The following is a 19,932-nucleotide window of genomic DNA, read 5'->3' as shown; positions in this document are numbered from 1 at the left end:
CTCGATACGGTCGCAGAGCGACCTACTCGACCACCGAGGGATGAGCCGGCCGCTCGACCACCGAGGACGAGCCGGCTTCTCGACGGCCCAAAGAGCAGCACGATTTCACAAGCACCCGGCATCCGGAGCACAATGGTCCGGTTGTCCAGGCAACAGGTAACCAGTGGCAGGGGATCCATCCCCGTCATGACCACACGAAGAAAGAGAAAGACATGCCTCCCAAGAAGAAGATTGCTGCACTCGTCAAGGTGCAGCTGCAGGCTGGCGCAGCGACTCCGGCTCCGCCGGTGGGTACCGCTCTCGGTCCCCACGGTGTGAACATCATGGACTTCTGCAAGGCCTACAACGCGCAGACCGAGTCGATGCGTGGCAACGTCATCCCCGTCGAGATCACCATCTACGAGGACCGTTCCTTCACGTTCATCACGAAGACTCCTCCGGCCGCCGAGCTGATCAAGAAGGCCGCCGGCCTGAAGAAGGGCTCGGGCGTCCCGCACAAGGAGAAGGTCGGCAAGCTGACCAAGGACCAGGTCCGCGAGATCGCGACGACCAAGCTCCCCGACCTCAACGCCAACGACATCGACGCAGCGATGAAGATCGTCGAAGGCACCGCCCGTTCGATGGGCGTCGAGACCGCCTGAGCCTCAGCGCCCAGACAGTCTGACCCGAGCACCACGTGGCAGGGCCGCGCTGGCCCGTGCACCACACACTCTTTCGAAGAAACGAGAACACCATGCAGCGCAGCAAGACCTACCGCGCGGCGGCCGAGACGTTCGACCAGGACGAGCTCTACGCCCCGCTGGCCGCGATCAAGATCGCCAAGAACGGCAGCAAGAAGAAGTTCGACGAGACCGTGGACGTCGTCATGCGTCTCGGCGTCGACCCCCGCAAGGCCGACCAGATGGTGCGCGGCACCGTCAACCTGCCCCACGGCACCGGCAAGACCGCCCGCGTCCTCGTGTTCGCGAACGCGGAGAAGGCCGAGGCCGCCCGTGAGGCCGGCGCCGACATCGTCGGTGGCGACGAGCTCATCGAGAAGGTCAACGGCGGCTGGACCGACTTCGACGCCGTCGTCGCCACCCCCGACATGATGGGCAAGGTCGGTCGCCTCGGCCGCGTGCTCGGCCCCCGTGGCCTCATGCCGAACCCGAAGACCGGCACCGTCACCCCCGACGTGGCCAAGGCCGTCACCGACATCAAGGGCGGCAAGATCGAGTTCCGCGTGGACCGCCACGCGAACCTCCACTTCATCATCGGCAAGGCCTCCTTCGGCGAGGCCCAGCTGGCCGAGAACTACGCCGCCGCCCTCGAAGAGGTGCTGCGTCTCAAGCCGGCCAGCTCCAAGGGCCGCTACATCAAGAAGGTCACGCTGTCGACGACCATGGGCCCCGGCGTCCAGGTCGACCCCAACCGCACCCGCAACGTTGCGGGCGAGGACGACGTACAGGCCTGATCTGCGTTCGTCGTGCACGACACCGGCCGGCCACCCCACTGCGGGGTGGCCGGCCGACGTCATTTGGCCGCCGTCATCTGAACCGGCGGAAGGCGATGTGTTTCGTGGCTGCGGGGCTGGGTAGGTTGCGCGGGCGAACCCACCACGACGAGGAGACTCATCCATGTCCATCAAGTTGCCCCGCACCGCGATCGCCGCGGTCCTGGCCTCCACCCTCCTGCTCGCCGGCTGCTCCGACGACGGTGACAAGGACGACAAGGACTCCAAGCAGTCCAGCAGCCAGGCTGCCGACCCCAGCGACGACGCCTCCACCGACTCCGACGAAGAGACCGAGTCCACCGGCGGCGAGCTGACCGAGCTCGAGGCCGGTGAGTTCTACGAGACCGTGATCGACGCGCAGATCGCGGCCGAGACGTTCAAGGGAACGACCACCACGACGGCGGCCGGCCAGACCATCACGATGAACATGGAAGCCTCCTACAAGGACGGCAAGACCGCGTCGCACGTGACCACGGAGCCGGGCGCGGCCCAGGCTTTCGAGGCCGTGCTCATCGACGGCGTCATGTACCTCAAGGGCGACGGCCTGCCGGGCGCGACCGCCGGCAAGTGGCAGAAGATCGACTCCTCGGACCCGAACAACCCGTTCGGCCAGCTCCTCGAGTTCTCGGACCCGAAGAAGTCCCTCTCGATCATGGAGGACCCGAAGAAGTTCGAGCTGGTCGGTGAGGAGGACGTCGACGGTGTCGCCGCCAACCACTACGTGGTGACGATCGACTCGGCGTCGTACGTCGAGAAGCTCGGCCTCCCCGCGGAGATCAAGGACCTCATGCCGCCGGAGCTCACCTACGACATGTGGGTGGACGCCGAGAACCGGCCGGTCAAGATGACGCAGGAGATCACCATCCAGGGCCAGAAGACCTCGACGGAGATCCTGTACTCCGACTACGGCACGGCCGTCGACATCCAGGAGCCCGCCGCGTCGGAAGTCGCCACGAGCTGATTCGTTCGCCGGGCCTCGGCCGGCCGCGACTTGGGGCTACGTCTCTCCCTCCCGTCACCGACGTGGAGGGGGAGACGTAGCCTTTGCGCCATGTCTCGCCAGCTCTCCCGCTCCCTGTCCGCCCAGGCGGCGCTCGCCGCCATCCTGGTCGTCGGGGTGATGCTGCTGCTGATCGTGAGCGGTCACAACCGCGACGAGGCCGACAAGGAGAAGGCCGAGGACTCCGGGTCCAGCTCGGTGGCCGACGAGCCGCAGGAGCTCGCGGGAGGCTTCGTCACCGTCCCCGCGGAGGAGTTCTTCACGACGGTGATCGCCGCCCAGAAGGCCGCTGACAGCTGGCGGGTGGTCTCGGTCCAGGAGGTCGACGGCCAGGCCGCGGCCCCGTCGATCCAGGACATCGCGGGCGCGTCGTCCGAACCTGCGATCCGGATCAGCCTCCCGGGCGCGCAGGGCCGCCTGATCGGCGTGTACGTCGACGGCACGTTCTACGTCAAGGGGATCCGCGGCTCGGTCAAGCCGTGGTGGCAGGCGCCGGCCAGTCCCGAGCTCGAGGACCTGCTGCTCTTCGCGGACCCCGACCGGTTCCTCGGCAGCCTGAGTGAGCCCGAGTCCTTCGAGGTGGTCGGGGTGGAGAACACCGACGCCGGGCCGGCCGTGCACTACAAGGTCGGCATCGAGGCCGCCGCCCTCGACGACGAGGGGGTGGAGAACGGCACCCAGCCGGTGCAGATGGAGATGTGGCTCGACAAGGAGAACCGCCCGGTCCAGGCCGTGACGTCCTACACCGTCGAGGGCAAGACCGCGACCACGACGCTGGTCTACTCCAACTACGGGCAGCAGCTCGAGATCGCCGCCCCGCCCGCGGGTCAGGTGACCACCCAGGCGCCACCCGGCGCCCGGCAGTAGGGCCGCCCCGGACGCGTCGGCGTCAGTCGATTTGGTGGCTGTCGCCCGCGGGCCTAGACTTCACGTTCGTAACCAGAGACCGCCGGTGGTCGGTTGCCCGGGAGATCGGGTGAGTGACCGAAGGTTCCGCGAAGCGGACGGCCAGCGCAGGTACAGAGCACGATCTCCGGATCGACACACGCCCTGGCCCTGCGCCGGGGCGTTCGACATTTCCCGGGAGTGTGCGGTGGTCTCTTCGACGTAGTTCGGAAGGAGACCCATGGCGCGGCCAGACAAGGCAGCAGCCGTTGCGGAGGTCGTTGACTCGTTCAACAACGCCGCTGGTGCTGTGCTGACCGATTACCGCGGTCTCACCGTGGCGCAGCTGCAGGAATTGCGGCGCACCCTCGGCGAGAACGCCAACTACGCCGTGGTCAAGAACACGCTGGCCAAGATCGCCGCCAACGAGGTGGGCATCGAAGGCTTCGACGACCTCCTCGCCGGCCCGACCGCCATCGCCTTCATCAGCGGTGACGTCGTCGAGGCGGCCAAGGGTCTGCGTGACTTTGCCAAGGCGAACCCCGCCCTGATCATCAAGGGTGGCGTGCTCGACGGCGGCTTCCTCGACGCGAAGGAGATCGCCAAGCTGGCCGATCTCGAGTCGCGCGAGGTCCTCATGGGCAAGCTGGCGGGCGCAATGCTCGCTTCGCTCTCCCAGGCCGTCTACCTGCTCAACGCTCCCATCTCGCAGGCTGCCCGGCTCGCCGGCGCCCTCGAGGCCAAGGCGCAGCAGGACCCCTCGATCCTCGCAGGTGGTGCCGGTGCTCCCGCCCCGGCCGAAAGCACTGCGGAGGAAGCCCCGGTTGCCGAGGAAGCTCCTGCTTCCGACGAGGCCACCGAGGCAGCCCCGGTTGCCGAAGAGGCCGCCGAGTCCACTGACGCCTGATTCAAGGCCGACGTACACCACCTGAAACCCGGCCCTCCGCAATGATCCGCGGGCGGGCCAGTACCGAAAGGAAACGCCATCATGGCGAAGCTCAGCACTGACGAGCTGCTCGACGCGTTCAAGGAAATGACCCTCATCGAGCTCTCCGAGTTCGTGAAGCAGTTCGAGGAGACCTTCGGCGTGACCGCCGCTGCTCCGGTCGCCGTTGCCGCTGCCCCGGCCGCCGGTGGCGCCGCTGGTGGCGACGAGGCCGCCGCGCAGGACGAGTTCGACGTGGTCCTCGAGGCCGCTGGTGACAAGAAGATCAACGTCATCAAGGAGGTCCGCGCGCTGACCTCCCTCGGTCTGAAGGAGGCCAAGGACCTCGTCGAGTCGGCTCCCAAGGCCATCCTCGAGAAGGTCGACAAGGCTGCCGCGGACAAGGCGAAGGAAGCCCTCGAAGGCGCCGGCGCCACCGTCACGGTCAAGTGATTCCAGCACGCTCACGCGTGCGATGAATCGTTGCGCCTCGGCGCAGCACGGGCGGGTATCCCCTTTTGGGGGTGCCCGCCCGTTCGTCATTTCGACACAGTCTTCGACTCACCCCTCGGACGACGCGCGAAAGGTTCGCGCAGCTAGTGACGCGACCGGGGAAACCCCGTAACTTACTCGGAGCGCTCGCGTTGTTACTGAGAAGTCGGCGCGGGCATGGGAGTTCGCGTTCGGTCGGGCCGAGCGCGGAGCCAGTCCAGCTATGCACGAGGGAGAAGAGACGCCATGGGCGTAGACATCAGAGTCGAAGAGCTCACGAAGTCATTCGGCAAGCAGCTGATCTGGGGTGACGTCACCCTGACCATTCCTGCCGGTGAGATCTCCGTGATGCTCGGTCCGTCGGGAACCGGCAAGTCGGTGTTCCTGAAGACCCTGATCGGTCTCCTCAAGCCCGACAAGGGCTCGGTGCTCATCGAGGGCACCGACATCGCCAGCTGCTCCGAGAAGGACCTCTACGAGATCCGCAAGCTGTTCGGTGTCCTCTTCCAGGACGGCGCCATGTTCGGCTCGATGAACCTCTTCGACAACGTGGCGTTCCCGTTGCGCGAACACACGAAGAAGAACGAGACCGAGATCCGCAACATCGTCATGGAGAAGATGGACCTCGTCGGCCTGATCGGCGCCGAGGACAAGCTCCCCGGTGAGATCTCCGGTGGTATGCGCAAGCGTGCCGGCCTGGCCCGGGCCCTGGTGCTCGACCCCGAGATCCTGCTCATCGACGAGCCCGACTCCGGCCTCGACCCGGTGCGCACCTCGTTCATCAACCAGCTCTTCATCGACCTGAACGCGCAGATCGACGCGACGTTCCTGATCGTGACCCACGACATCAACAGCACCCGCACCGTGCCCGACAACATCGGCCTGCTCTACCACAAGCACCTGGCCATGTTCGGCCCGCGCGAGATGCTGCTCAGCTCCGAGGAGCCGGTGGTCCGCCAGTTCCTGAACGCCCAGACCGTCGGCCCGATCGGCATGTCCGAGGAGAAGGACGCCGACGAGCTGGCCGCGGAGGAGGGCATCGAGATGCCGCCGCTGCCCCCGATCCCGCTCCAGCTCGAGCCGTCCAACGGCATCCCGCGCCGCAGCCAGCGCCCCGGCGGCGAATGGTGCCGCGAGAACGGCATCATCCCGCCGCCCGGATCCTTCGAGTCCGCCAACGCCGGCCTGGCCCCGGGCTCCTGACCGGACACGCGCACACATGTCGTCACTGACCTCATCCCGGGCACTCGCCCCGATCGGCACCGCAGGCAAGCTCTTCGCCTTCGGTCTCGACGTCGGGCGCGGGTTGTTCCGGCGACCCTTCCAGCTGCGGGAGTTCCTCCAGCAGGCCTGGTTCATCGCATCAGTGACGATCGTGCCGACCGCCCTGGTGGCGATCCCGTTCGGTGCGGTCATCGCCCTCCAGGTCGGTGGCCTGATCAAGCAGTTCGGCGCCCAGTCGTTCACCGGTTCGGCCGCGGTCCTCGCCGTCGTACGCGAGGCGGGGCCGATCGCGACGTCGTTGTTGATCGCCGGGGCCGGCGGGTCGGCCATCGCGGCCGACCTGGGCGCCCGCAAGATCCGCGAGGAGCTCGACGCCATGATGGTGCTCGGGATCGACCCGATCCAGCGCCTCGTGGTGCCCCGCGTGCTGGCCTGCATGCTGGTCGCGGTGTTCCTCAACGGCCTGGTCTCGGTGGTCGGCGTGATCGGGGGCTACGTCTTCAACGTGGTCCTCCAGGACGGCACACCGGGGGCCTATTTAGCGAGCTTCACCGCGCTCGCACAACTGCCCGACCTGTGGCAGGGCATGGCCAAGGCACTCGTCTTCGGCCTGATCGCCGCGATCGTGGCCTGCTACAAGGGCATGAACGCCGGGGGAGGCCCCAAGGGGGTCGGTGACGCGGTCAACGAGTCCGTGGTCATCACGTTCATGCTTCTCTTCGTCGTCAACTTCGTGATGAGTGCGATCTACATGCAACTCGTCCCACCAAAGACAGGCTGACGCGATGGCAGACCTGAAGGCCGCCTACCGCCGCCCCCTGCAGATGCTCGACGAAATGGGCCAGCAGCTGGGGTTCTACCTGCGCGCCCTGGCCTGGACTCCGCGCACGGTGCGCCGCTACAAGAAGGAGATCCTGCGGATCCTGGCCGAGGTCACCCTCGGATCGGGAGCCCTGGCGGTCATCGGCGGCACCGTCGGCGTCATCCTCGCGATGTGCTTCTTCACCGGCACCGAGGTCGGGCTCCAGGGCTATGCCGCCCTGAACCAGATCGGCACCGCCGCGTTCTCCGGTTTCCTCTCGGCCTACTTCAACACCCGTGAGATCGCGCCGCTGGTCGCCGGTATCGCCCTCGCCGCCACCGTCGGCTGCGGCTTCACCGCACAGCTCGGCGCCATGCGCATCTCGGAGGAGATCGACGCCCTCGAGGTCATGGCGATCCCGTCCCTGCCGTTCCTGGTCACGACGCGCATCATCGGCGGCCTGATCGCGGTCATCCCGCTCTACGTCGTCGGGCTGCTGTCGTCGTACTTCGCCACCCGGCTCACGCTGACCACGTTCTTCGGGCAGAGCCCGGGCACCTACGACCACTACTTCAACCAGTTCCTCCCGCCGGGCGACGTGCTCTGGTCCTTCGGCAAGGTGATGGTCTTCGCCATCGTCGTCATCCTGATCCACTGCTACCACGGCTACAACGCGAGCGGCGGCCCCGCGGGCGTGGGCGTCTCCGTGGGCCGCGCGGTGCGCACCTCCATCGTGGCGATCAACGTGATCGACCTGTTCCTCTCGATGGCCATCTGGGGCACCACGACGACGGTGAGGTTGGCAGGATGAACAGGATCCTGGGACACACCAAGATCGTCGGCCTGCTCTTCCTGGCCCTGATCGCCAGTGGGCTGTGGCTGACGATGGCGATCTTCTCCAAGCAGTTCACCGACTACGACCGGGTCTCGCTCGAGTCGAGCAACGTCGGCCTGCAGCTTCCGGCACGTGCCGACGTCAAGATCCGCGGCGTCCAGGTCGGCGAGGTGCTCGACATGAAGGCGACCTCCGACGGGGCCGTCCTCACCCTGGGCCTCTACCCCGACCAGGTCGACACCATCCCGGCCAACGTGACCGCGCGCATCGAGCCGAAGACCCTCTTCGGCGAGAAGTACGTCGCACTCCAGGTCCCAGGATCTCCGGACGCGCAACACATCCGCGCCGGTGCCACGATCACCCAGACCAAGGTCGCCGCGCAGGTCGAGCAGACCCTCAACGACCTCTACCCGCTGCTGCGTGCCGTCGAGCCGGCCGACCTCAACAAGACCCTGACCGCGCTGGCCACTGCCCTCGAGGGTCGTGGCGACCGCATCGGCGAGAACCTCGAGATCCTCGACAGCTACCTCAAGCGGATCAACCCGCAACTGCCGGCGCTCATCGAGGACCTGCGACTGACCGCGCGCACCTCCGACCTGTACGCCGACGTGCTGCCCGAGATCGCGACGACGTTGCGCAACACGGTCAAGACCGGCAACACGCTGCTCTCCCGCGAGGACAAGCTCAAGAAGCTGTTCTCCGACGTCTCGCGCTTCTCCGAGGTGACCGGTGCGTTCCTCGACGCCAACGAGGAGAACCTCATCCGGGTCGGTGAGCTGAGCGCCCAGCAGCTGCGCGTGATCGCCAAGTACGCACCCGAGTTCCCGTGCATGACCGCCGGCATCATCAAGGCAGGGAAGACGCAGGCCGAGGCCTTCCGCGGCTTCGTGCTGCACGTCAACCTCGAGGTGCTGCCGAACAGCCCGCGCGAGTACGGCCCCCAGGACACCCCGGTCAACGGCGCCAAGAACGGTGCCTACTGCGGCACCCTGCCCGACTCGCCCTACAGCCAGAAGAACCCGGTGAAGAGCCTTCCCAACTTCAACGACGGCGTCGAGCAGGACACCGGCAAGGGCACCCGCAGGGTCGCTCCCGGCGGCCTGACCCTGGCGGCCACGCCTGGTGGCGCCACCGAGGCCGACCTGATCCGCGGCATGCTGGCCGGCATGAACGGCTCCGAGCCGTCCGACCTGGGCGTGCTCCTCCTGGGCCCGATGGTCCGCGGGACGGAGGTGTCGCTGCGATGAGCATCCTCGACAAGCGCACCGCATCGGCCACCTGGAAGCTCGTGGTCTTCATGGTCGTCACCGCGATCGCCACCGGCATGCTGGCCGTGCTGATCGGCAACATCACCTTCCAGTCCAGTCGCGAGTACAAAGCAGAGTTCACCAACGTCGCCGGCGTGGTCAAGGGCGACGACGTCCGCGTGGCGGGGGTCAAGGTGGGCACCGTGAAGGGCATCGAGATCAAGGACCGCACCCGCGCCGTGCTCACCTTCAGCGTCGCCGACGAGGCCGACGTCACCAGCACGACGTTCGCCACGATCCGCTACCGCAACCTGGTCGGGCAGCGCTACATCTCCCTGGCCCAGCAGGGTGACGGCGGCACCAAGATGGACGAGGGCGACACCATCCCTGTCTCGCGCACCAAGCCGGCGCTCGACCTCACCGTCCTCTTCAACGGCTTCAAGCCGCTCTTCGAGGCGCTCTCCCCGCAGGACATCAACCAGCTCTCCTACGAGATCATCCAGGTCTTCCAGGGCGAGGGCGGCACGCTCGAGGGGCTGCTGGGACACACCGCATCGGTGACCCAGACCCTGGCCGACCGCGACCAGGTGATCGGTGACCTCATCGACAACCTCAACGAGGTGCTGGTCACCGTCGGTGACCGCGACGAGCAGCTGTCCAGCCTGATCATCAACCTGCGCAACCTGGTGGGCGGGCTGGCCAAGGACAAGGACGCGATCCTGGGCTCCCTCGACTCCATCTCGTCGCTGGCGGTCGAGACCGCCGACCTGGTCAAGGGTGTCCGCGGACCGCTGGTCAGCGACGTGAAGCAGCTGCGCACCGTCGCCGGCAACCTGGCCAAGAACCGCGCCGAGCTCGACCGCGCCCTCCAGGTGCTGCCGATCAAGCTCACCAAGATCGGGCGTACGGCGACCTACGGCTCCTGGTTCAACTTCTACCTCTGCAACTTCACCGGAACGGTCAAGATCGGCACGCTGAAGGAGATCCCGGTCTCCTTCCCGGGCAAGGGCAACGAGAACGCGAGGTGTTCGCTGCCATGAGCACTCCGTTCCGCGAGAAGAACCCGGTCATCATCGGGGCGGTCAGCATGGCCGTGATCGCCGCGATGATCCTGCTCGCCTTCCGGGCCGACCAGCTGCCGATCATCGGCGGTGGCGACACCTACTACGCCTCCTTCTCCGAAGCCGGGGGGCTCAAGGCCAACGACGAGGTCCGGGTGGCCGGCGTCCGCGTCGGCAAGGTCGACAAGCTCGAGCTCGACGGCGACCACGTCAAGGTCTCCTTCCGCATCAAGGGCGACGTCGACTTCGGACCCGAGTCCCAGGCTTCCATCAAGGTCAAGACGTTGCTGGGTGCGATGTACCTCGAGATCGAACCGGCCGGCCCGGGCCAGATGGACGAGGGCGACACGATCCCGATCGACCGCACGCACTCGCCGTACGACGTGATCGACGCGTTCGAGGGCCTTGCCGATCGGTCCGACGCCATCGACGTCGACCAGCTGAAGGCCTCACTGGGCACGCTCGCCGAGCTCACCCGCAACACCCCCGACGAGTTCAAGTCCGCCCTCACCGGGGTCTCGGCGCTCTCGGAGAACCTCGCCGCGCGCGACCAGCAGATCAACACCCTGCTGAAGAACCTGCGCAAGGTCTCCGGCGTCCTCGGCTCCCGCGACGACGACATCATCCAGCTGATGAAGGACGCCCGGGTGCTGTTCACGGCGCTGGTGTCGCGCCGCGACGCGATCCACAACCTGCTCGTGGCCACGTCGTCGATGTCTCAGGAGCTGACCGCGTTGGTCGACCAGTCCAAGGCCGACCTGAAGCCGGCCCTGACCAACCTCGACACCGTGGTGAAGGTGCTCCTGAAGAACCAGGACAACCTCGACGAGAGCCTGCGGACGATGGCTCCCTTCTACCGCTACTTCGCCAGCACCCTCGGCAACGGACCGTGGTTCGACACGACGATCACGAACCTGCCGCCGCTCCCGGGAGGCAACTGAGATGAAGCGCTTCATCGTTCCCGGAATCATCTTCGTCCTGCTCGCGGCGGCTGCATTCGTGATGTTCAACGAAGACGACCGCAAGCACCTGACCGCCGAGTTCCCCCGCACCGTGTCGGTCTACGAGGGCTCCGACGTACGCGTGCTGGGCATCCCGGTCGGTCAGGTCGACTCGGTGACTCCCAACGGCACGACGGTCAAGGTGGAGATCTCCTACGACCCCGAGGTCGACATCCCCGCCGACGCGAAGGCGGTGATCGTCTCGCCCAGCGTGGTCGGCGACCGCTTCGTGCAGCTGACGCCGGTCTACAAGGAGGGCCCGAAGCTGAAGGACGGCGCGGTCCTCGACGTGGAGTCGACCTCGACCCCGCTCGAGCTCGACGAGATCTACAAGAGCATCGACGACCTGACCGTGGCGTTGGGTCCCGACGGCGCGAACAGTGACGGCGCGCTGACCGAGCTGCTGAGCACCACGGCGGCCAACTTCAAGGGCCAGGGAGCCCAGGTCAACAAGACGATCAAGGACCTCGGCAAGCTCACCGGCACGCTCGACAACAACAAGGACGAGCTGTTCGGCAGCGCCGAGGAGCTCGAGAAGTTCGTCAACACGCTGGCCAAGAACGACAAGGTCGTACGCCGCTTCAACGCGTCGATGTCCTCGGTCTCCGACCTGCTGGCGGGCGAGCGTGACGAGCTGTCCACCTCGCTGGCCAACCTGGCGACCGCCCTGGGCAAGGTGCAGACCTTCGTCAAGGACAACAAGACCCTGCTCAGCCGCAACATCAAGGGCCTCAACAAGGTGTCGACGACGCTGGTCAAGCGCCGGGGGGAGCTCGACGAGATCCTCAAGACGGCACCGGTGGCGCTGAACAACCTCGGACTGACCTACAACCCCGGCGCGGGAACCCTCGACACGTCGGCCAACCTGGAGAACGCCGCCCACGAGGTGCAGAACAACCCGGGCCTCTTCCTGTGCTCGATCGTCGGCCAGAGCGACTCCAGCGGAACGCTCTGCAAGCTGATCGACGCACTGCTCCCCAAGCGTGCCGGCACGTACGGCGCCGCAGCGGTCGACGACCCGACCTTCGCCGCACTCCTGGAGGTGGCCCGATGATGCGACGCATGATCGCGCTCCTGTGCGTGCTGGCGATGGCCGCCCTGACCAGTTGCGGCTTCTCGGTGCAGAAGCTGCCGCTGCCCGGTGGCGCCGACGTCGGGGACGACCCGATCGAGGTCACCGTCACGTTCCCCGACGCCCTCGACCTGGTGCCCCAGTCGACTGTGAAGGTCGCCGACGTGACCGTCGGCAAGGTCACCGACATCTCCCTGGACGACAACCGTGCAGTGGTCACCATGCTGTTGCGCAAGGACGTCAACCTGCCGGCCAACGCCGAGGCCGAGATCCGGCAGACCAGCCTCCTGGGCGAGAAGTTCGTCTCGCTCGCGGCCCCCGCAGACCCGGCGGCCGAGGAGCTCGGCGACGGCGACAAGATCTCCGAGTCCAGCACCAACCGGAACCCCGAGGTCGAAGAGGTCCTCGGCGCGTTGAGCCTCGTGCTCAACGGCGGCGGCGTGGCGCAGCTGAAGACCATCTCCACCGAGCTGAACAAGGCGCTGTCCGGCCGCGAGGACAGTGCCCGGTCGGTGTTGACCTCGTTGAGCACGTTCATGAAGCAGCTCGACGACAACAAGGCCGACGTGGTCAAGGCCATCGAGTCCCTGAACCGCCTCTCGATCACGGCCAACAACCAGAAGGCGTCGATCACCACGGCGCTCGACGAGCTGCCGGCTGCCCTCGTGTCGATCGACAAGCAGCGCTCAGACCTGGTCAAGATGCTCAAGTCACTCGCCAGGCTCGGCAACGTCGGAACCCGGGTGATCAAGGCGTCCAAGGCCTCCACGATCGACGCCCTCACGCAGCTGAACCCGGTGCTCACCGAGCTCGCCAAGACCGGTGACGACCTGGCCAACTCGTTCAGCGTGCTGTTGACCTATCCGTTCGTCGACGAGTCCGTGGGCCGTGACCCGCAGGTGGCGAAGAACCTGCACATGGGTGACTACGTCAACCTGTCCCTCAAGCTCGACATCCGACTCGACGGGTCCATGGCGCTGCCCGTTCCGACGCTCGTGCCCTCCGAGATCGACCCGACCGTGGTGGTCAACGACCTGCTCAGCTGCCTGACCAGCGGCAGCCTGAGCAGCAAGGCCTGCGTGAAGGTGCTGCGCACGCCGGAGAACCTGCTCAAGCTGCAGCGGCTGTGCAAGAAGCCCGCCAACCAGAACCTCCCGGTCTGCAAGCTCCTCAACGGGCTTCCCGACCTCGGCCTGGGCACCGTCGGTGACGGCCTCGGCCTCGACAACCTCGGCCTGGGTCGCGCCGCGCCGGGCACGCCGTCACTGCGCGGCACCGCCAACCTCGACCAGCTCATGCAGGTCTACAACCCGACGCTCGTGCGCGTCCTGCTCCCGGGGGTGTCCGAATGATCACTCGCCGGACCAAGGTGCAGCTCGTGATCTTCGTGATCATCACGCTGCTGGGCGTCTCCTTCGTGGGGGCCCGCTACGCACGGCTCGACCGGGTCCTCTTCGACCGCAGCTACACCGTGGTCGCGCACTTCGACGACTCCGGTGGCATCTTCGCCGGCGCCGAGGTCTCCTACCGGGGTGTCACGATCGGCCGGGTCGAGAAGATGGTGCTCACCGACGACGGGGTCGACGTGCACCTCGACATCGAGAACAAGTGGGACAAGATCCCCTCCGACACGCTGGCGCTGGTGGGCAACCGCTCGGCCGTCGGCGAGCAGTACGTCGAGCTCCAGCCCAAGGTCGACGAGGGTCCCTACCTCAAGGATGACTCCGAGATCGACCGCAACGACACCCGGCTGCCGATCCCGACCGCCCAGCTGCTCGGCGACCTCTCGGCCACCGTGAACAGCGTCGACCAGGACGATCTCCGCACCGTGGTCAGTGAGCTGGGCACGGCCTTCGACGGCACCGGCGAGGACCTCGGCCAGATCATCGACACCTCGAACTCCTTCATCGAGACCGCCAACGAGAACTTCGACCTCACCACGGCGCTCATCAAGGATGCCAACACGGTGTTGACGGGCCAGTTGTCGAAGGCGTCGGCGATCCGCAACTTCTCGAAGAACCTGCAGCTGTTCAGCACCACGCTGGCCGGCTCCGACAAGGACCTGCGCACCGTCATCGACACCGGCTCGGGCACCGCCAACGAGCTGCGCACCTTCATCGAGGAGAACCAGGTCGACATCGCTTCGCTGCTCAACAACCTGCGCACCACCGGTGAAGTGGTGGTCGCGAACCTCGACGGGGTCGAACACGTCCTGTCGATCTACCCCTACATCGTCGAGAGCGGCTTCACGGTCGTCGACAAGGACCCCGAGACCGGCCGCTACGACGCCCACTTCGGCCTGATCCTCACCCCGCACCAGATCTGCCACAACGGCTACGAGGGTGCCGACAAGCACAGCCCGTTCGACCGTGAGAAGAACCGCCCGCTCAACACCTCCCTCGGGTGCCGCGAGTCGGCCGACAAGTCCAACGCCCGTGGCGCCCAGAACCTGCACCGGGCGCCGGCGAGCTACGACGCACCCGTCGTGGGGACCTACGACTCGGAGACCGGCAACGTCGAATGGCTGGACAAGCCGGCCACGTTGACCGCCGACGGTAGCCTTGCCCCTCGTGGCAAGGGAAAGGAGTCGTGGACGTGGTTGATGCTCAGCGCGCTCCAGAACGCGGAGTGAAGCCGAGGTCCCCCCGTCTGCGGTTGGTCGTTGCCGGCCTGCTCGCGCTGGCGCTGGTGGCTTCCCTGGTCTGGCTGGCGGTGGGACTCCGCGACCGCGAGAGTGACCAGCCGTCCGCCCAGGACGACCGGGACAAGGTGATGCTGAAGGCCCGCGAGTACATGCTCGCGGCGTTCAACTTCGATGCCGGTGACCTCGACGCGAACAAGAAGCTGACCGCCTACCGCGACCGGGTCACGCCGTTGATCACCACGCGCTTCAAGACCGACTTCGACAAGGCGACCACGGCCGTCGAGCCGGCGGTGGCCCAGGGCCAGTCCGCCAGCAAGGCCACTGTCGATCGCACGGCCGTCGAGTCGCTCAGCGACGACACGGCCAAGGTCATCGTCGGCGGCGAGCTCACCATCCGCCTCGGCGGAGGCAAGCAGCCCGACGCGGTGCCCTATGCGTGGTCGATCAGCCTGAAGAACGTCGACGGCACCTGGCTGGTCGACGACTTCGACGAGTTCGGGTCCGAGCAGGCTCCCGGCCAGGACTCGGGTCAGGGGGCGACGCAGTGAGCGCCAGCTGGTACGACGTACTCGGCGTCGGGCGTGACGCCACCACCGACGAGATCCGCGCCGCCTGGAAGGAGTCGATCGGCTCCCTCGAGCCGACCGACCGCCGCTTCAAGGTCTACAACGAGGCCGCCGGGGTGCTGCTCGACGACGAGCAGCGCGCGGCGTACGACGAGACGCTGGCACCCGAGGAACCTGAAGAGCCGAGCGAGCCCGACGAGGTCGCAGCCGACGACGAGCCCGCCGCCGAGGAGGACGAGGCCGAAGCCGACGACGAGGTCGCAGCGGCAGGCGCGGACGAGACCGCTGCCGGGACGGAGACAGGACCCACCGGCCCCGCCCGCTCGCGCCTCGACGTGAACGTGCCCAACTGGCTGCTGGTGGTGCTGCTGGTCGCCACCCTGGCTGCCGCCGCGGGAGCCGCCGTGCTGCAGCGAGGCAACGACGACCCCGACGTCGAGAGCAACGTGGCCGCCGCCCGCACCGCGGCCGAGGCGGCCGTGCCGAAGGTGCTCACCTACGACTACCGCTACCCCGACCGTGACCACGACGCGGCGATGCGGCTTTTGACCGGCGACTTCCGCGACGAGTACGACACGCTCTGGAACGACGCGATCCTGCCGAACCTCGAGAAGACCAAGGCCACAGCGGTCTCGGAGTCGCTCGGCTCGGGTGTGGTCCGGGCCTCCGGCAACGGTGAGCGGGTCGAGATCGTGGTCGTTCTGTCGAGCAGGACGACCAACCGCAACGTCTCGACCGAGCTGCCGCCGCTGCCGCTGACCGTGCAGATGGTGGAGAAGAACGGCGAGTGGCTGGTCGCCGACCTCGACCTCTGGGAGCCGCAGAAGGTCACCGACGAATCGGACTCGAAGACGCCCGGAAGCACCACGCCGACCCCCTGAAACACGCGTGGTGCTTGACCTGAGCCGGTTGCCGGTTCATGATCTTGCGGAGCAGGTGTCTGCGGGTCCGAAGTTCTACAGACCACGGTGTTGTGTCGCGCGCCCATTTCGGCTAGGCTTCTTCTTTGCGCCTGCCCTCAAATGCTTCCTGCCTGCCCGGTGGCCTGGTTTGTGGTGGGTCGGCGCCACTCCACCAGAGCGAACCTGTAGAAGGACACACTCTTGGCCGCGCGCAGCAACGCAGCAAGCAACAACCACCGTCGCATTTCCTTCGCAAAGATCAGCGAACCCCTCGAGGTCCCGCAACTGCTGGCTCTCCAGACCGACAGCTTCGACTGGCTGGTCGGCAACGAGAAGTGGCAGCAGGTCGTCCAGGCCCGCATCGCCGCCGGCGAGGACGTCTCCAAGAAGTCCGGTCTGACCGAGATCTTCGAGGAGATCTCGCCGATCGAGGACTTCTCCGAGACGATGTCGCTGTCGTTCGAGAACCCCGAGTTCGTCGACCCGAAGTACACCGTCGACGAGTGCAAGGAGAAGGACTTCACCTACTCCGCACCCCTCTACGTCTCCGCCGAGTTCACCAACAACGACACCGGTGAGATCAAGGGCCAGACGGTCTTCATGGGCGAGTTCCCGCTGATGACCGACAAGGGCACCTTCGTCATCAACGGCACCGAGCGCGTGGTCGTCTCGCAGCTGGTCCGTTCGCCCGGCGTCTACTTCGAGCGCGCCGCCGACAAGACGTCCGACAAGGACATCTTCACCTCGAAGGTGATCCCGTCGCGTGGTGCCTGGCTCGAGTTCGAGGTCGACAAGCGCGACCTCGTCGGCGTACGCCTCGACCGCAAGCGCAAGCAGAACGTCACCGTCCTGCTCAAGGCCCTGGTGGCCGTCGCCGAGGACACCGGCGAGGAGTACGACTACGACGCCGTGATGGCCGAGCTCCGCCAGTACGAATCCATCGTGCTGACCGAGGAGAAGGACAACACGCAGGGTCCCGACGACGCGCTGCTCGACATCTACCGCAAGCTGCGCCCGGGCGAACCGCCCACGCGTGAGGCTGCGCTGACGCTGCTGCGCAACTACTACTTCAACCCCAAGCGCTACGACCTGGCCAAGGTCGGTCGCTACAAGATCAACAAGAAGCTGGCGCAGACCGAGGCGTTCGACCAGCAGACGCTGACGATCTCCGACATCGTCGCCACGATCCGCTACATCGTCCGCCTGCACAACGGCGACGACAAGCTGACCAACCGCGACGGCGAGGTCCTCCTCGACGCCGACGGCAAGGACATGGAAGTCCGCGCCGACGACATCGACCACTTCGGCAACCGTCGCATGCGCACGGTCGGCGAGCTGATCCAGAACCAGCTCCGCACGGGCCTGGCCCGCATGGAGCGTGTGGTCCGCGAGCGGATGACGACCCAGGACGTCGAGGCCATCACGCCGCAGTCCCTGATCAACATCCGTCCCGTGGTGGCTGCGCTGAAGGAGTTCTTCGGCACCTCGCAGCTCTCGCAGTTCATGGACCAGACCAACCCGATCGCCGGTCTGACCCACAAGCGCCGTCTGTCCGCGCTCGGCCCGGGTGGTCTCTCCCGTGACCGTGCCGGCATGGAGGTCCGCGACGTCCACACCTCGCACTACGGCCGCATGTGCCCGATCGAGACCCCGGAAGGCCCGAACATCGGCCTGATCGGGTCGCTGGCCTCCTACGGCCGGATCAACCCGTTCGGGTTCGTCGAGACGCCGTACCGCAAGGTCGAGAACGGTGTCGTCACCGACAAGGTCGACTACCTGACCGCCGACGACGAGGACAAGTACGTCATCGCGCAGGCCAACGCCCCGCTCGACGGCAAGAACAAGTTCGTCGAGGAGCGCGTGCTGGTCCGCCAGCGCCACGGTGAGGTCTCCGAGATCCTCGCCGCCGAGGTGGACTACATGGACGTCTCGCCGCGCCAGATGGTGTCGGTCGCGACGGCCCTGATCCCGTTCCTCGAGCACGACGACGCCAACCGCGCGCTCATGGGCGCCAACATGCAGCGCCAGGCCGTGCCGCTGATCAGGAGCGACTCGCCGATCGTCGGAACCGGCATGGAGCTCCGTGCCGCCGTCGACGCCGGCGACGTCGTCACCGCCGACAAGGGTGGTGTGGTCAAGGACGTCTCGGCCGACCTGATCGAGGTCATGAACGACGACGGCACCTACTCGTCGTACCGCCTCGCGAAGTTCCGCCGCTCCAACCAGGGCACCTGCATCAACCAGCGCCCGCTGGTTGCCGAGGGTGACCGGGTCGAGGGTCGCGACCCGCTGACCGGCCGCGCCGGTTCGCCGATCGCCGACGGTCCGTGCACCGACGACGCCGAGATGGCGCTCGGCACGAACCTCCTCGTGGCGTTCATGCCGTGGCAGGGGCACAACTACGAGGACGCCATCATCCTGAGCCAGCGCCTGGTCCAGGAAGACGTCCTCACCTCGATCCACATCGAGGAGCACGAGGTCGACGCCCGCGACACCAAGCTGGGTCCGGAGGAGATCACCCGGGACATCCCGAACGTCTCCGACGAGATGCTGGCCGACCTCGACGAGCGCGGCATCATCCGCATCGGCGCCGAGGTCACCAACGGTGACATCCTCGTCGGCAAGGTCACGCCCAAGGGCGAGACCGAGCTGACGCCGGAGGAGCGCCTGCTGCGCGCCATCTTCGGTGAGAAGGCGCGCGAGGTGCGCGACACCTCGATGAAGGTCCCGCACGGTGAGTCCGGAACCGTCATCGGCGTGCGCGTCTTCGACCGCGAGGACGGCGACGAGCTCCCGCCCGGCGTCAACCAGCTGGTTCGGGTGTACGTCGCCCAGAAGCGCAAGATCTCCGTGGGTGACAAGCTCGCCGGCCGTCACGGCAACAAGGGCGTCATCGCGAAGATCCTGCCGATCGAGGACATGCCGTTCATGGAGGACGGCACCCCGGTCGACGTCGTGCTCAACCCGCTGGGTGTCCCGCGACGGATGAACATCGGCCAGATCCTCGAGCTGCACCTCGGTTGGCTTGCCAAGCAGGGTTGGGACCTCAACCTGCACGAGGACCCGGCTGACTCCGACTGGAAGCAGCGCCTGATCAACATCCACGCCGAGAAGGGCGAGCCGAACACCAAGGTCGCGACCCCGGTCTTCGACGGTGCGCGCGAGGACGAGATCACCGGCCTGCTCGGCTCCACCCTGCCCACCCGTGACGGTGTGCGGATGATCGGCGAGAACGGCAAGGCGGACCTGTTCGACGGTCGCTCCGGCGAGCCGTTCCCGGACCCGGTCTCGGTCGGCTACATGTACATCCTCAAGCTGCACCACCTCGTGGACGACAAGATCCACGCGCGCAGCACCGGCCCCTACTCGATGATCACGCAGCAGCCGCTGGGCGGTAAGGCCCAGTTCGGTGGCCAGCGCTTCGGTGAGATGGAGGTCTGGGCAATGGAGGCGTACGGCGCCGCCTACGCCCTGCAGGAGCTGCTGACGATCAAGTCCGACGACGTGCCCGGTCGCGTCAAGGTCTACGAGGCCATCGTGAAGGGCGAGAACATCCCCGACTCCGGCATTCCCGAGTCGTTCAAGGTTCTCGTCAAGGAGATGCAGTCGCTCTGCCTCAACGTCGAGGTGCTGTCCCAGGACGGCTCGTCGATCGAGTTGCGCGACGCGGAGGAAGACGTCTTCCGTGCCGCCGAAGAGCTCGGCATCGACCTGTCCCGTCGCGAGCCCAGCTCCGTCGAAGAAGTCTGAGTGACGAGGCCGTACGCCGCTGGTCGGCGTACGG

General features: G+C 66.8%; 18 protein-coding genes. All 18 read left to right on the top strand.

Annotation, left to right across the window (positions count from 1 at the left end; genetic code table 11):
• Positions 1–212: 212 nt before the first annotated feature.
• The 18 genes from rplK (at position 213) to rpoB (ending at position 19,898) form a co-directional block, all read left to right on the top strand.
• Complete coding sequence (gene rplK, locus ASH02_RS20035; protein ID WP_056682444.1) at positions 213–641, top strand: 50S ribosomal protein L11; 429 nt, start codon at positions 213–215, stop codon at positions 639–641.
• A 92-nt stretch (positions 642–733) separates the two neighbouring features.
• On the top strand, positions 734–1,453 hold the full coding sequence (gene rplA / locus ASH02_RS20030) for a 50S ribosomal protein L1 (RefSeq protein WP_057295368.1): 720 nt from the start codon (positions 734–736) through the stop codon (positions 1,451–1,453).
• A 163-nt stretch (positions 1,454–1,616) separates the two neighbouring features.
• Positions 1,617–2,453 carry a hypothetical protein gene (locus ASH02_RS20025; RefSeq protein ID WP_057295367.1) on the top strand — a complete coding sequence of 279 codons (837 nt, stop codon included), beginning with the start codon at positions 1,617–1,619 and terminating at the stop codon, positions 2,451–2,453.
• 90 nt (positions 2,454–2,543) lie between these two features.
• On the top strand, positions 2,544–3,359 hold the full coding sequence (locus ASH02_RS20020) for a hypothetical protein (RefSeq protein ID WP_057295366.1): 816 nt from the start codon (positions 2,544–2,546) through the stop codon (positions 3,357–3,359).
• Between the two features lie 259 nt (positions 3,360–3,618).
• Complete coding sequence (rplJ, locus tag ASH02_RS20015) at positions 3,619–4,284, top strand: 50S ribosomal protein L10 (protein ID WP_056682433.1); 666 nt, start codon at positions 3,619–3,621, stop codon at positions 4,282–4,284.
• Between the two features lie 81 nt (positions 4,285–4,365).
• The gene (gene rplL, locus ASH02_RS20010) at positions 4,366–4,755 is read left to right on the top strand and encodes a 50S ribosomal protein L7/L12 (RefSeq protein WP_056682430.1); all 390 of its coding nucleotides are present in this window, start codon (positions 4,366–4,368) and stop codon (positions 4,753–4,755) included.
• A gap of 285 nt (positions 4,756–5,040) precedes the next feature.
• The gene (locus tag ASH02_RS20005; protein WP_056682427.1) at positions 5,041–5,997 is read left to right on the top strand and encodes an ABC transporter ATP-binding protein; all 957 of its coding nucleotides are present in this window, start codon (positions 5,041–5,043) and stop codon (positions 5,995–5,997) included.
• Positions 5,998–6,013: 16 nt separating this feature from the next.
• Complete coding sequence (locus ASH02_RS20000; protein WP_056682424.1) at positions 6,014–6,799, top strand: MlaE family ABC transporter permease; 786 nt, start codon at positions 6,014–6,016, stop codon at positions 6,797–6,799.
• 4 nt (positions 6,800–6,803) lie between these two features.
• Positions 6,804–7,631 carry an MlaE family ABC transporter permease gene (locus tag ASH02_RS19995; RefSeq protein WP_056682421.1) on the top strand — a complete coding sequence of 276 codons (828 nt, stop codon included), beginning with the start codon at positions 6,804–6,806 and terminating at the stop codon, positions 7,629–7,631.
• Positions 7,628–8,902, top strand: coding sequence for an MCE family protein (locus tag ASH02_RS19990; protein WP_057295365.1), 1,275 nt, complete (start codon positions 7,628–7,630; stop codon positions 8,900–8,902). Before ASH02_RS19995 ends, ASH02_RS19990 begins: the two co-directional genes overlap by 4 nt.
• Complete coding sequence (locus ASH02_RS19985; RefSeq protein WP_056682416.1) at positions 8,899–9,942, top strand: MCE family protein; 1,044 nt, start codon at positions 8,899–8,901, stop codon at positions 9,940–9,942. Before ASH02_RS19990 ends, ASH02_RS19985 begins: the two co-directional genes overlap by 4 nt.
• A complete protein-coding gene (locus ASH02_RS19980; protein ID WP_057295412.1) occupies positions 9,939–10,904 on the top strand; it encodes an MCE family protein in 966 nt (321 codons plus the stop codon). Before ASH02_RS19985 ends, ASH02_RS19980 begins: the two co-directional genes overlap by 4 nt.
• Before the next feature lies 1 nt (position 10,905).
• Positions 10,906–12,018 carry an MCE family protein gene (locus ASH02_RS19975; RefSeq protein ID WP_057295364.1) on the top strand — a complete coding sequence of 371 codons (1,113 nt, stop codon included), beginning with the start codon at positions 10,906–10,908 and terminating at the stop codon, positions 12,016–12,018.
• A complete protein-coding gene (locus ASH02_RS19970; RefSeq protein WP_056682411.1) occupies positions 12,015–13,388 on the top strand; it encodes an MCE family protein in 1,374 nt (457 codons plus the stop codon). Before ASH02_RS19975 ends, ASH02_RS19970 begins: the two co-directional genes overlap by 4 nt.
• Positions 13,385–14,668, top strand: coding sequence for an MCE family protein (locus ASH02_RS19965; protein ID WP_056682408.1), 1,284 nt, complete (start codon positions 13,385–13,387; stop codon positions 14,666–14,668). The genes ASH02_RS19970 and ASH02_RS19965 overlap by 4 nt, the downstream gene beginning before the upstream one ends.
• Positions 14,665–15,228: a hypothetical protein gene (locus tag ASH02_RS19960; RefSeq protein WP_057295363.1), complete on the top strand. Its 564-nt coding sequence runs from the start codon at positions 14,665–14,667 to the stop codon at positions 15,226–15,228. Before ASH02_RS19965 ends, ASH02_RS19960 begins: the two co-directional genes overlap by 4 nt.
• Entirely contained in the window at positions 15,225–16,127 is a 903-nt protein-coding gene (locus tag ASH02_RS19955; protein ID WP_057295362.1) for a J domain-containing protein, read from the top strand. The genes ASH02_RS19960 and ASH02_RS19955 overlap by 4 nt, the downstream gene beginning before the upstream one ends.
• A 222-nt stretch (positions 16,128–16,349) precedes the next feature.
• Entirely contained in the window at positions 16,350–19,898 is a 3,549-nt protein-coding gene (gene rpoB / locus ASH02_RS19950; protein ID WP_056682402.1) for a DNA-directed RNA polymerase subunit beta, read from the top strand.
• Positions 19,899–19,932 lie beyond the last annotated feature (34 nt).

It is taken from the genome of Nocardioides sp. Soil796, assembly GCF_001429525.1.
In the GTDB taxonomy this organism is placed as follows: Bacteria; Actinomycetota; Actinomycetes; order Propionibacteriales; family Nocardioidaceae; genus Nocardioides.
Note: the sequence above shows the minus strand (reverse complement) of the source record. Positions and strands in the feature narration are given on the sequence as shown.